Here is a 12955-nt window from a genome sequence, read left to right on the forward strand (position 1 = left end):
AAGGGGAAGAGCATGAAGAAGCGCCTACTGGGAAGTGGTCTTGAGGTCTCTGCCATTGGCCTTGGCTGCATGGGGCTGACTTTTGGCTACGGTCCGGCCACCGATACTTCCGAGGCGATTAGCCTCATCCGTGCAGCCTTCGAGCGGGGCGTAACCTTCTTTGATTCCGCAGAAGCCTACGGCGCAGCGAACGAGGAGATGCTTGGTCAGGCGGTCGCTCCGTTTCGCGACAAAGTCGTCGTGGCGACCAAGTTCGGATTCAAGGATGGCGACTCAAAGGCAGGTCTGGACAGTCGTCCCGAGCGAATAAGGCAGGTGGCGGAGCAGTCGCTCAAGCGCCTCAAGACCGACGTGATCGACCTGTTCTATCAACACCGTGTCGACCCTAATGTGCCGATCGAGGACGTGGCTGGCACGGTCAAGGACCTCATCGCGCAAGGCAAAGTTAGGCATTTCGGCATGTCGGAAGCCGGGGTTGAAATGATCCGGCGCGCGCACGTCATTCAACCGCTGACCGCGTTGCAGAGCGAGTATTCAATGTTCACGCGCGAGCCCGAAGCCGACATTCTTCCGGTGCTCGAGGAGCTGGGAATTGGCTTCGTGCCGTTCAGTCCGTTGGGGAAAGGCTTTCTGACCGGCAAGATTGACGACACGACCACTTTCAAGGAAGGCGATATCCGCAACACCTTGCCGCGCTTCGCGGACGAGGCGCGGCAGGCAAATGCAAGACTGGTCGGGTTGATCGGAGAGATTGCCAAACGCAAACAGTCGACGCCTGCGCAAATTGCATTGGCATGGCTGCTTGCCCAAAAGCCGTGGATCGTGCCCATTCCGGGCACCACGAAGCTGCACCGTCTCGAAGAGAACGTCGGCGGTGCCGACGTTTCGTTGACGACCGAGGATCTGCGCGAGCTAGGCGATGTGCTGGCGCGCGTCCCGGTGCAGGGCGAGCGATACACGGCCCAGATGATGAAGACTGTCAACCGCTGATCTGATTGGTCGGCAGGGGGCGACGAGGCGCGTCGCTCGTGTGATAGACGGGACGACGAGCCCCGCCATTGCAGCGGTCGCGGCTATCAAGAATCTAGAGGAAACAGGACCATGAAAACTGCAAAGTCGGAAGAGCGGCACATCATATGCATCGTGCGCGCTAAGGCGCCGAACCGGGACAAAGTGAAAGCGCTGCTTCTCGACCTTGTGGCGCCGGCACGTGCGGAAGAGGGCTGCCTCTACTACGACATCAACCAGGAATTGAGTGATCCTGACACGTTCTACATCGTTGATGGCTGGGCGTCCGAATCCGCAGTCGCTGCACACGCCGCCCATCCAAATGTGCCGAAAGTGGTCGAGCAACTGCTACCACTGTTGGACTGCCCCTTAAAGGTGATTACGAGCAGCCGGGTCAGCGAGCCGTGAGGCTGATGGCGATACGATCAAGACCATGATAATTTCAGGTGGCAGCAGTGAGCGACCATCGCTGAGATAAATCGGTAGGTGCCGGGTCGCGCGGTGCGTCCGCCAAGACGGTGCCCGGCTTCGCCTCATCTTTGCGCACGATGGGAAGCACCTTGGTGGACTGACGCGTAGCGGAATAGATGTCCGGTCCCTATTCTCCTGTATCAAAGTTCTGCGCATTAAGCAGCAAGGACAGGAGACAGACATGGACATAGCCGCCAATTGCAGGCGCGGGGCAGAGTTGGTCTTCGCCGCGTTTTCGTTGATGTTACTCGGCATCACCCACCCCGTGCTTGCAGATGAATGGCCAAAGCAACCGGTCCGAATCGTTGTCCCATATCCGGCTGGTTCTGGCGCCGGCGATGTCATGGCCAGGCGGCTCGCTGAGAAGCTCGCTGAGAAGTGGAAGCAGGCGGTTATCGTTGACAACCAGCCTGGTGCAGCGGAAATCATCGCTGCGACGCGCGTCGTGCAATCGAAGCCAGACGGCTACACGCTCCTTCTTGCTACCGAGGGGGCTCTGCAAACCAATCCATTCCTGTTTTCCAAGCTTCCATACGATCCTGCGAGAGATTTCACACCCATTACGCGAGTCGCGGAGGGCGGGTTCCTGTATGTCGTAAGGAAAGACAGCGCTTATCAGAGCATGTCTCAACTCGTGGCTGCGGCGAAAGCGCATCCAGACAAGATCTCCTACGGGTCAGGTGGTGCCGGCGGGACCTCGCATCTGGCGGTGCACTGGTTCGCGACCATGGCGGGCAACTTGCACTTCTTACATGTCCCCTACAAGGGCGCAGCGGCTAGGCTGCAGGACGTGCTGGCCGGGAATGTGGACTTCACCGCCGCGCCGGTCGCGGCTGTCTCCTCATTTGTGATGGATGGCCGGATGCGCCCCTTGGCTACATCCGGAGCGAAGCGGCTGCTCGCGCTGCCGGACGTGCCGACACTCGCCGAGCTCGGCTACAAAGAGCCAGTCGTTACCTTCATGTTTGCTCTGGTTGGCCCCGCCGGGATGTCGCCTGGCATTGCCAACATGATTGCGCGCGACGTAGCAGCTGTGGTGAAGAATCCGGACTTCGTGGCGCGTAATATGGATCCCTTCGGAGTTGTCGCAGTCGGCGAATCGCCCCTTGAGTTCGCGCGATTTCTAGCATCCGACCGAGACAAGCAGAGGGCGCGGGTCAAGGCGGCCAACGTGCAACTTGATTGAAGCGTAGCCGTCCGCAGGCTAGCGGACCGAGGAGACTTACACCATGTCCGACGATTCAATACAAGCCGCGATCAAAGCGCATCTGGGTGTTAATCCTGCATGGCTGGCAAAGCGCAAGGAAGATATCGTCGAGCCCGAACTGAAGATCGTCGATCCGCATCACCATGTCTGGGACATGCCGGGAAACCGCTACCTCTTTGACGAACTGATGGCGGATTTTCAGTCCGGCCACCGGGTTGTCGCGAGTGTTCACGTGCAGTGCCATTCGATGTATCGCGCTGGCGGCCCAGAAGAAATGCGGCCAGTCGGTGAGACCGAGTTCATTAATGGTGTTGCTGCCCAGAGCGCCAGCGGCGCCTACGGCCCCGCTAAGGTTTGTGCAGGGATCATCGGAACCTTTGATCTCATGCTCGGAAGTCGCGCAGAACCGGTGTTGGAAGCTCACATCCGCGCCGGAGGGGGAAGGTTCCGCGGAATCCGTCCCACTACGGCGTGGCACGAAAGCCCGGAGGTGCGCGCTCTGGACATCAGGCCGCGCATCCTCATGCACGCAGAGGCGCGCAATGCCATCGCCTGCATCGAGAGGCTGAATCTGTCGCTGGACCTGTGGCTCTTTTTCACGCAGCTCGGTGAGGCTCTGGATGTCTGCCGGACATTTCCCGGTCTGAGGGTGATCATCAACCACGCTGGCGGTCCTGTCGGGATAGGGCCGTATGAAGGCCAACGGGACGCCGTGTTCGGCGAATGGCGGAAGAAGATCGAGGCGTTGGCGCGTTGTCCCAATGTGGTTATCAAGCTGGGAGGCCTTGCGATGCGCTACGGCGGCTTCCACTTCAACAAGCTGCCAGCGCCGCCGTCGTCCGATTTGCTGGTCGAAAAGTGGACGCCCTACGTGGAGGCGTGCATCGACAGCTTTGGGCCGGCACGCTGCATGTTTGAAAGCAACTTCCCGGTGGACCGCGGAATGTGCAACTACCACGTCTTGTGGAATGCCTTCAAGAAGATGACGCAGCACTACTCACCGGAAGAAAGGGAGAGCCTCTTCAGTAAGACCGCGGCAGACACCTACGGGTTGGCCATCTGAATCAAACGGAGGAACTTCGTGTCTAGAACAGCTGTTGTGACTGGAGGAGCGTCGGGCATTGGCCGACGCACTGTGGAGCGCCTGCTTTCTCAGGGCTGGACGGTCTGGTCGTTAGATGTTTCGCAACAAGCGCTCGACCAGCACGCACGGACGCTCGATGCAGGTAGCCGTCTGCGCTACTTGAAGTGCGATGTCTCCAGACCGGAGAGCGTGACGGCTGCATTCGAGCGCATCAGTACGGACTGCGAAAAACTCGACGCCCTGATCTGTTCTGCCGGCATCATCCGCATCGGTTCGCTGGAGGAGCAGGCAATCGAGGACGTGGATATCATGATCGGCGTTAATGTGAAAGGGCCATGGCTCTGCGTTCGCGCAGCGCTGCCCCTTCTGCGCAAGGACTCGAGCACCGCCGCACCGTCGCGCGTGGTCATCGTCGGGTCCGTCGGCGGCATCCGACCAAAGGCAGGGTCCGGTTTCTACTCTGCGACTAAGGCTGCCGTTCACGTGCTCACTGGAATCCTCGCTGTGGAACTCGGTCCCACCGGCGTCATCGTGAACGCTGTCGCACCAGGAACGGTGGCAACGCCAATGGTGGAAGCGCTGGCGACGCAGAGTGCGACCTCAAGTTACAAGCCTTCAGGCGAGTCGCCGCTGGGCCGCGTCGCCCAACCCGACGATGTCGCTGACGTCGTGCTGTTCTACCTGAGCGATGCGGCAAAGTACGTGAACGGCACGGTGTTGCCGGTAGACGGTGGCACCAGGGCCGCCTTCGTCACGAAGTAGCCGGGTCCAGCAATCTATCCGCGATCCACAGGATCGCACCAATGAGCCTGAAAGCGAGCTAGTCGAAGCCCCGCCTCTGGGCGGGGTCATGCCTGCGCGCAGGTTGTCTAAAGCTGAAGTCAAGGTCATTCAGCGGGCGCCAGTCTTGCTGTCGGCCATCACACCACAATACACCGGAGGAGCAATCATGACCGTGGCGGGCGACCTTGCACAATTTCTGACTTGTACGCGCTACGAAGAACTCCCTCCGAAAGCCTTGGACTACGCGGCCATGCTGCTCTCCAGTACTGTGGCGAGCGCGGCCATGGGGTCCAACCTGGATTCCTCCCGGATTGTGCGCAGCCTGCTGATCCAGCGCGGAGGCGCGGGTGAGGCTAGCGTATGGTTCGGTGGTGCGTCATCCCTTCCGGTGGCGTCGGCAGCTCGCATCAACGCGCTCATGAGTGACGCTGCCGCTTCGGACGACAGCGATCTGCGCAACATCACCCACCCTGGCACCACCCTCGCAGCGGCTGCTATCGCCATGGCCGAGAAAACGGGCGCCAGCGGAAAAGACGTCCTGGTAGCCATTGCACTCGGCTATGAAGCCGCCGGACGCATCAACACCGGTGTGATACCCGGCCTAATTTGGGAAAAGGGCTTCCACGGATCCATGATCGCCATCTTCGGAGGTGCGGTTGCGGCGGGACTGTTGCTCAAGCTCGACACACAGCAGATGACGCAGGCGGTGGCCCTGGCGGCGACCTCCGTGGCGGGGCTGCTGGCGGCAGCCAATACCAGCACGGCGCGCGAGCACCACGCCGGACTGGCGGCGATGCTGGGCGTGGAGGCAGCACAACTGGCCTGCCTCGGCTATACCGCGGAGGAAAGTATCCTGGAGCATCCGAGGGGCTTCTTCTTCGCGTACGGTCAAGACGCACACGCCTCGGGGCGGGTGGCCGAAGTCACCCGCCGTCTCGGTGCCGATTGGAAGATTCTGACCGACATGGCAATCAAACTGGTTCCTGGGGGGCATCCTTATCATGCCATTGGGGAGGCGGCGGCAAACGCGGCCCGGCTGGCTGGCGTGCCGGCCAACCAAATCACGGCCATCACATGTTCACGTCCGAATGTTCGTCAAATTCAAGGCCCACGCCATCCTACAGATCTGATAGGCGTCGCGCATAGTCCCTACTATTTTGCTGCCGCTGGCGCAGTCGACCGCGAATTCACGTGGGTGCATGCCTCGCAAGAAAAGATCATGGACCCGACCATCCGCAGGTTGCTCGACCTGGTGGAGGTGGGTGAGCCACCGACAGAAGACGTGGATCGTTACAAGCAGGGAGCCACGGTGACGGTGGAAACGGACGACGGCCGCAAATTCACGAGTACGGTTTATGCCCCGCGCGGCTCTGCGGTCAACGGCATCGAATGGGCCGATGTGGAAGAGAAGTTCAAGACCTTGTGCCCTCGCGCCGGCATCTCGCAGTCAAAGATCGAGAGTTGCATCCAAGTGCTGCGCCATTTCCGCGACGTCAGACACGTGCGAGAACTGGTTGAGCTGCTCTGCTAAACAACTGGAGACACCATTATGGCCATCAACGTACGGCATTCTGATCAGCGGCAAAGACAGATCGCGGTTGCGTCCACTCTCATCGGAGCGACCATCGAATGGTATGACTTCTTCATCTTCGGAGTTATTTCGGCACTCTTTCTAAACAAGTTATTCTTTCCCACTTTTGATCCGGCCACCGGAACCATTCTCGGCTTCATGACCTTCGCCACAGCTTGGGTCGCGCGGCCGATTGGAGGCATCGTGGCAGGGCATCTCGGCGATCGAATCGGGCGTAAGACAGTCCTTCTATGGAGCTTCATCATTATGGGTGCGGCTACGATGATGATCGGACTTCTACCCACTTACGATACCGCGGGTGTCACAGGGGCGGTCCTGTTGGTGGTTCTGCGCGTCGTACAAGGGCTGTCCGTGGGCGCCGAGTATGGCGGCGCGGTCGTAACTGTTATCGAGCATGCTGAAAAATCGAAACGAGGACTATATGGCAGCCTGCCTCAGCTTGGTTCCATGTTAGGTCTTCTACTCGGTAACGGGACCTTCCTCCTCATGTCCGCTCTGGATCAGGACACGCTTATGGCGTGGGGATGGCGTGTGCCCTTTCTGCTCAGTGCAATCATGCTCGCCTTAGGAGTTTTCATTCGTGGGCGAATGGCGGAATCGCCCGATTTTGTCAAGGCAGTAGAGGAGGGAACCACCGAGAGACAACCGCTCTTGACGGTATTGCGGGACTATCCAGGGCAGCTGCTCGCGGTCATGTTCGCTCAGGCAGCTCCCAACACCTTCTTCTGGATGTGCGCAGTCTTCATGGTGTCCTATTCGGTTAAGACCCTCGGAATCAGCCAAACAGAGATGTTGGGGGCAGTCTGCGTAGGCGCGGCTGTCGAGATTTGCACACTGCCTCTCTTCGGCATGCTCGCAGACCGCATTGGACGGCGCAAGGTGTTCGTCGGCGGCTTGGTCTTTCTCGTGCTTTGCGCACTCCCCTTCTTTATGGCTGTTCAGTCGAAGTCCTATGCCTGGATTGTTTTGGCATACGCTGTTCTACTTGGCGTTGGTCACTCGGCAACGTTTGCATCACAAGCATCGCTCTTTGCAGAGATGTTCCCAACTCCCGTACGGTACACGGGCTTGTCCGCAGCGTACCAGGCGTCAGGTGCAGTCTTTGCTGGTCCTTTGCCGATCGTTGCCACCGTACTCATCGGTGCCCAGGGCAGCGCGCTATGGCTGTTCATTGGCTACACGATTCTTATTGCCGTCATCAGCCTGATTGCCATCATGGCTGGTATCCCTCACCACACATTGCTTTCGGCGCGCCGCGTGCAGGCGCAAAGCAACCCGCAAGGCACTGAGGTATCGGCCTAGTGGACGGCGCCGGTTTGCTGGCGTGAGTCATCCTCACGGCAGGCACTGCGAGCACGGCGCCAGGATGCCATGCCGTCCTAGCGCTGTACTGAGGAGGAGGCGAAATGATGGGCCTCGCAAGGAAGGGAGGTAGCGAAGATGATGGATCAAGCTGCCTTTATTCCGGAGGTCTCACGCGGCAATGACCGACAGGCGTCCGAGCTCGCTTACCTCCGTTCCTCAGTTGGGGGAAGGAGGAGTTTGGGCCACGGTCTGGCTTGAGCATCGGAGCAGGAACTGGTCCGCCGCGCTGCTGTATCAACCCCAGCTAGGAGAAGCGCCGGCGTATTATGTATTCGGGAATCCGAGAAAGGTGCGCGCATTGAACACGGGAGGAGGGCACTTTCGTGTTCAACCCGCACCGCGTTCGCATCAAGGTAGCGCTGCCCGGCCAGGCTCTGGTCCATATGCAACAGGGCAAAGCTCGCGATGCGTCCTCTGATGACATTCCGACCGCTTCTGGCCTGCTAGCGCCCGCACTCGGGCGTCATTGCGGCTCGTGCGCGACATCGGATCGGCCTCCATTGCGAGCTACCGGCCGGCGCCAAAAGGCAGGTCGACGAACACATCACGGAAGTAGGGGGCTGCTTCTTCCCGGCGAGGAAAGGCTGGGGCCGCGCAGCTGCCTTGCCGATGGCGCTACCAGGACAGAGGTTCTGTCTGCCCCTGCTGGCAGCATGGGCAGACAGTGGGCCGCAACAGGGCGAAAGCAGTCAAGATCCCTTGATCTGTCACAGGGCCTCGAAGCTCAACTGCGTGCAAGGTCGACGATCCGCTTCCACTTGGCTGCCTCGGCAGGCATTTCTGCCTTCAACGCCTTTTGGCCCACTACGTCGGGAACCATCACCTGGCGCTCGCAAAACGCCTTGAACTCCGCTGTCTGAGCGATGCGGCTAATCTCGTCCGACAGCAGTTGCAGCACTGGCTCGGGTGTACCCGTCGGAGCCATGAAGTCGAGCCAGGAGGAGAGCTCGAAGTCCCGTATGCCGGCTTCCGCAACAGTGGGAACATCCGGAATGGCTTTCCAGCGCGTCGATCCAGTCACCGCCAGAGCACGCAACTTACCCGCCTGGATCAGCGGAAGCACACCAGCGGATCCCTGACAGGTGAAGGCGATGCGTCCGCCCACGACGTCGGTGACAGCTGTGGTCGTCTCCTTGGACGCCACGTGCTGCGCCTTCGTTTTGCTCATGTCGTTCAGGACTACGCCGCAAAGATGCGCGGTGCTGCCGACGCCCTGCGACGAATAGGTTAACTCGCTGGGGTGGCTCTTCATCGCTCTGATCAGGTCGGATAGCGTGCGATGGGGAGAGTCCACCGGGACGACCACGGCCAGCGGCAGGCGCGCAACTCGCGCGACCGGCGTGAAGTCTTTCTTCGGGTCAAACGATGCCGGCGTCTCGGAAAGTAGTGGCAACAGGTACATGGGAATGCCGGCCAGGACGAGCGTGTAGCCATCCGGAGGCGACTTTGCAGCCGCGGCGTAGGCCAAAAGCCCGCCGGCTCCCGGACGGTCCTCAACCAGGACCGACGCATTTAAGCGCTTCGCCAGGGGCTCAGTGAAAAAGCGTGCGGTGACGTCGATTGATGTGCCAGCGGATGCGGGAACGATGATCCTAATGGGCTTGGAGGGGAACTGTCTTGCGAAAGCTCGGCCCATTCCAAGCATGGGGACTGCAGCGGCGGTTCGGAGCATCAGTCTTCTGGTAGGGTTCATGCACAATTCCTTGCGTCAGCATTTCGGGCATCACCGCCGCGACTGCGGCGGTGAAAGCCCTATTCTAGGAGCCGTTGCGGCCCTGCGCATCCTGCCTCGGTAGCAAGGAGCTTTGCGCCTGGCGGGAAGCCCGGTGGGGATGCGGCCGCGCCTACGCGTCGGCGCGTGGGACCGGCTGGGCGCTTGCCGCGGTCGGGACTCCGGGGCCTTGAAACAGGGCGATGAGGAAATCGACAAAGACACGTACCTTACGCGAAAGGCCCCGGCTACTGGGATATACCGCGTAGAGCGCGGCGTCTCCTGGCCTCGGGTTCACGGTGTAATCATCTAGCACCCTCACGAGCGCGCCCTGCGCAATGGGCAGGCGGACCATCCATTCATGTACGACGATCAAGCCAAGTCCGGATATCGCCGCGGAGAGCAGCACCAGTCCGTTGTCTGAGCGGACGGTCCCCTGAACCTCGACCTCCTCACTTTTCCCGTCCTTGGCGAATCCCCAGATGTTGCCGTACGAACGGGCTGTGAACAGGGCGCAGTTGTGACTTCGGAGGTCTCCCGGTACCTTAGGAACGCCATGCCGCTGGAAGTAGGAGGGAGCGCCGCATACGATTCGCTGGCTGGGGGTCAGGCGCTTGGCGACGATTTCCGAGTCGGGGATGTCGCCCATCCACACGGCCACATCGATATTGTTCGCAACAAGGTCGCAACGGTCGTCGTTCAGGGAAATGTCGATGCTCAGATCTGGGTACTGTTGCAGCAGCGCGGGCAGCGCAGGAACGATGATGGTGGTTCCGGCGGAGACGCGCAGTGAGACCCGCAGCATGCCTTTTACGCTATCTTGGAACGAGGTCGCTTCAGACTTGGCGTTATTGAGTTCGTTTGCGATGCGGCAGACGCGCTCGTAGAATCGCCGACCCGGCTCCGTCAGCGACAGACTCCTGGTTGTGCGGTTCAGCAGTCGTACGCCCAAATCGTCCTCGAGAGACTTCACCTGGCGAGCGATTGAGCTGATGGATGATTCGTGGCGGGCGGCTGCGGAGAAGCTTCCGGCTTCGACAACCTTGATGAAAGTCTGGATACGCGTGAATTCGTCCATTTTGACCTGTCCCCTAAATTGCTTTTGTCGGCAACCCTCATCTGGCCAATTAGAAAGGGGTGTGCCTGTGTCATCGGGCCTGGAGAGCGAACAAGTGCATCCAAAGGCTCGCCTCATAGCAGAGGTAAGTATATCGACATCGCGTTCACCGCAACGCGTTTGCAACGTGTATCGAGGGGGACGCATAGAAGCGGCGTCCCGTGGCGAAGCGAGGGATTCAAGCTCAATGGGGGGCGGTCGTGTCCGTGTTGGCCTTTGAGAGGTCTGTGAAAGGGATGGCCGGGACGCGACGTGACGAGTGGAGCGAGTTAGGGCGGGCGGGGGCGGGGAGGGGTGATGAGTGTTCAATGGTCGAAGCCATGGGCTTCGAGTAACCCGACTCCCAGTACCGGCGGCGGCGCTGGCGACCGCGCTGTCCGAACCTGAGCCAGGCGGACCGGCATGACAACCATGCCGGTCACCGTGGCCGGCGCTTCAGCTATTCGACGCCGGTTCGTCGAACACTCTCCGAGCCACCTTGAAGGCGCCCATGCCCGCCGGCATTCCGGCGTACACGGCGACCTGCAGCAAGCACTCGCGGACCTCTTCCTTCGTCATCCCATTCGTAATCGCGGCGCGAATGTGGCCCGCCAGTTCGTCGGGCCGATTCAGCGCGCAGAGCATGCCCAGGTTCAGAATGCTGCGGCTGCGGCGATCGAGCCCGGGACGCGTCCAGATTTCGCCCCAGCAGAATTCCGTTACCAGTTCCTGCATGGGCATGCTGAATTCGTCAGCGTTCTTGAGGGCCTCGTCGACCAGACGATCGCCCGCCACAGCGCGGCGCACCGCCAGGCCTTTCTCAAACAATTCCTTGTTCATCATTTCTCCTGATGTGTTTGGGATATCTCAACAATCAGGCGTCGCACCGGCCGGGGCCGGCAGGACGCCAGCTCAAGACCGGGCTGCCTTGAGAGCCTTCTGAATGCGGTCCGGGTCGACTGCGATCTCCACGCCTGCCCTCTGAAGCTGCAGCTTCAGAAATGCGCGGGAATCCTGCTCGCCGAAGCCTGCGGAGAGGGCCTCGGTCATTTCTTCCAACGTCATATTGGCCAGCCGCATGGGCACACCCAGCTCCTTGCCAACGCCGGTACACAGGGTCACGTCCTTATGGGCCAATTTGAGCGCGAATGCCGGTGTCTCGTACGTTCCGGGCAGGAACTGATTCGTGAGCATGAATAGCGGTGACTGTTTGCCGACCATGCCAAGCCGCAAGGCTTCCCACAGCTCCAATGGGTCCACTCCACCTTTTACGGCCATCGAAAACACCTCGGCCATCGATAGCATGATCATGTAGCCCACCATGTTGTGGGCCAGCTTCGTGATCGCGCCGGAGCCGATGGGGCCGACATGGCGGGGCGCGTTTCCGATCATCCGCAACAAATGACAGTGTTGCTCGTAGACTTTCTTGTCGCCGCCAACCCAGAACGCCAACTCGCCCGATGCTGCCCCCGCGGGGCCACCGCTTATGGGGGCATCCAGCATCGCGCCACCTTTCTCCCGGAAAGCGCCGTGGATGCGTCGGGCGAGAGAGAGCGAGCTGGTCGACAGGTCGAACAGCACGAGACCTGCCCTCATGTTCTCCAGGACTCCCTCCGGGCCAAACACGACTTCCTCAACCTGGACTGGTCCAGGGAGTGATGTGAACAGCACGTCGACCTTCCTGGCGACGTCCGCCACACTGGTGGCCCTCTCCGCGCCAGCCTCGGCCAAGCTGATGGCTGCCTCCGGGTTCGTGTCGAAGACAACCAATTCGATGCCTGACTTGAGCAGGTTGCGCGCCATGCCCTGGCCCATCTTCCCTAGGCCAATGAATCCCACCTTCATAGTTCCTCCTTTTTTGTTTCGATGCCTAAGACAGTGCGGCAGGGCCTCCGAACAATGCCTCTGCCCCTAGGATGAATCCCTCCAGTCCCATCGATGCGGCAAGTTGAAACACCTCGAGGATCTCGTCGCGCGTGGCGCCATGCTGCAGCGCATGGCGGATATGGAGCGCGAGGCCGGGGCCGTACATGTGTGTCGGCGAACAGTCGATCGCGATATAGATCAACTCCCTTTCCTTGGCGCTCAGCGTGCCGTTTTTCCAGGGTTCCACCGACACTTCGCACAGCGCGCTGAAGTACGCCGGCATGAACCGGGCGAGTATGTCGCGCTGCTCGTTCCAGAATCCTCGCGTCTTGATGAAATCGCTCTTCGCTGCCTCGGCTTCGGCCGACAGCGGCGGCGGCTCGGCATCCTCGCGTCCGGCGGCATCGAGCTCGCCGATCAGGATTGGCACTGTGGAATACAAGGCGTGGTTCGCCACCCCGACGATGGAAATCAAGACGTCCACGACATCATCCGGGGATGCACCAGCAGCCAATGCCCGTTCGACGTGGCGCCGGATTGCCTCGGAATCAAGCGCCGAGACCGATGCATGGAGCGCGACAAGGACAAGCTCCTTGAGTCTTGGCGAAAGATGCTTGCCTGCGAGAATTGTTTGCCAGAACCGCGACGCAGCGACGAGCGAGGTCGGCGCGGCCTCCTGAAGCCGTTGCGATACCAGCGGGTCGCTGAAGAGCTGGTCTAACCGGGTCAGGTCACGCTCGAACGTATCTTTCAAATTGCCTCCTTGTTGTGTA

Annotated in this window: 12 protein-coding genes; 7 read left to right on the top strand and 5 right to left on the bottom strand. The window is 60.4% G+C overall.

Going from position 1 to position 12955, the window contains the following annotated elements; genetic code table 11:
- The first annotated feature begins 12 nt into the window (after positions 1-12).
- The 7 genes from AC10V3_RS25230 to AC10V3_RS25260 all read left to right on the top strand — a co-directional run bounded on the left by AC10V3_RS25230 (position 13) and on the right by AC10V3_RS25260 (position 7446).
- On the top strand, positions 13-990 hold the full coding sequence (locus AC10V3_RS25230; protein ID WP_490924128.1) for an aldo/keto reductase: 978 nt from the start codon (positions 13-15) through the stop codon (positions 988-990).
- Between the two features lie 111 nt (positions 991-1101).
- Positions 1102-1416 carry a putative quinol monooxygenase gene (locus AC10V3_RS25235; protein ID WP_490924129.1) on the top strand — a complete coding sequence of 105 codons (315 nt, stop codon included), beginning with the start codon at positions 1102-1104 and terminating at the stop codon, positions 1414-1416.
- Positions 1417-1660: 244 nt separating this feature from the next.
- A complete protein-coding gene (locus AC10V3_RS25240; protein ID WP_490924130.1) occupies positions 1661-2665 on the top strand; it encodes a Bug family tripartite tricarboxylate transporter substrate binding protein in 1005 nt (334 codons plus the stop codon).
- Positions 2666-2708: 43 nt separating this feature from the next.
- Positions 2709-3749 carry an amidohydrolase family protein gene (locus AC10V3_RS25245; RefSeq protein WP_490924131.1) on the top strand — a complete coding sequence of 347 codons (1041 nt, stop codon included), beginning with the start codon at positions 2709-2711 and terminating at the stop codon, positions 3747-3749.
- A 72-nt stretch (positions 3750-3821) separates the two neighbouring features.
- Positions 3822-4532 carry an SDR family NAD(P)-dependent oxidoreductase gene (locus tag AC10V3_RS25250; protein WP_490924132.1) on the top strand — a complete coding sequence of 237 codons (711 nt, stop codon included), beginning with the start codon at positions 3822-3824 and terminating at the stop codon, positions 4530-4532.
- A gap of 187 nt (positions 4533-4719) precedes the next feature.
- Positions 4720-6084: an MmgE/PrpD family protein gene (locus AC10V3_RS25255; RefSeq protein WP_490924133.1), complete on the top strand. Its 1365-nt coding sequence runs from the start codon at positions 4720-4722 to the stop codon at positions 6082-6084.
- A gap of 18 nt (positions 6085-6102) precedes the next feature.
- Positions 6103-7446: an MFS transporter gene (locus tag AC10V3_RS25260; protein ID WP_490924134.1), complete on the top strand. Its 1344-nt coding sequence runs from the start codon at positions 6103-6105 to the stop codon at positions 7444-7446.
- A gap of 787 nt (positions 7447-8233) precedes the next feature.
- Here AC10V3_RS25260 and AC10V3_RS25265 read toward each other — a convergent pair.
- The 5 genes from AC10V3_RS25265 to AC10V3_RS25285 all read right to left on the bottom strand — a co-directional run bounded on the left by AC10V3_RS25265 (position 8234) and on the right by AC10V3_RS25285 (position 12936).
- Entirely contained in the window at positions 8234-9202 is a 969-nt protein-coding gene (locus tag AC10V3_RS25265; RefSeq protein ID WP_490924135.1) for a Bug family tripartite tricarboxylate transporter substrate binding protein, read from the bottom strand.
- 151 nt (positions 9203-9353) lie between these two features.
- Positions 9354-10298: a LysR family transcriptional regulator gene (locus AC10V3_RS25270; RefSeq protein ID WP_490924136.1), complete on the bottom strand. Its 945-nt coding sequence runs from the start codon at positions 10296-10298 to the stop codon at positions 9354-9356.
- Between the two features lie 474 nt (positions 10299-10772).
- Positions 10773-11156, bottom strand: a complete 384-nt coding sequence (locus AC10V3_RS25275; RefSeq protein ID WP_490924314.1) for a carboxymuconolactone decarboxylase family protein — start codon at positions 11154-11156, stop codon at positions 10773-10775.
- A gap of 72 nt (positions 11157-11228) precedes the next feature.
- Entirely contained in the window at positions 11229-12161 is a 933-nt protein-coding gene (locus AC10V3_RS25280; protein ID WP_490924137.1) for an NAD(P)-dependent oxidoreductase, read from the bottom strand.
- Between the two features lie 25 nt (positions 12162-12186).
- Entirely contained in the window at positions 12187-12936 is a 750-nt protein-coding gene (locus tag AC10V3_RS25285) for a carboxymuconolactone decarboxylase family protein (RefSeq protein WP_490924138.1), read from the bottom strand.
- Between the last annotated feature and the right edge of the window lie 19 nt (positions 12937-12955).

Source organism: Cupriavidus sp. PB-02, from assembly GCF_058252315.1.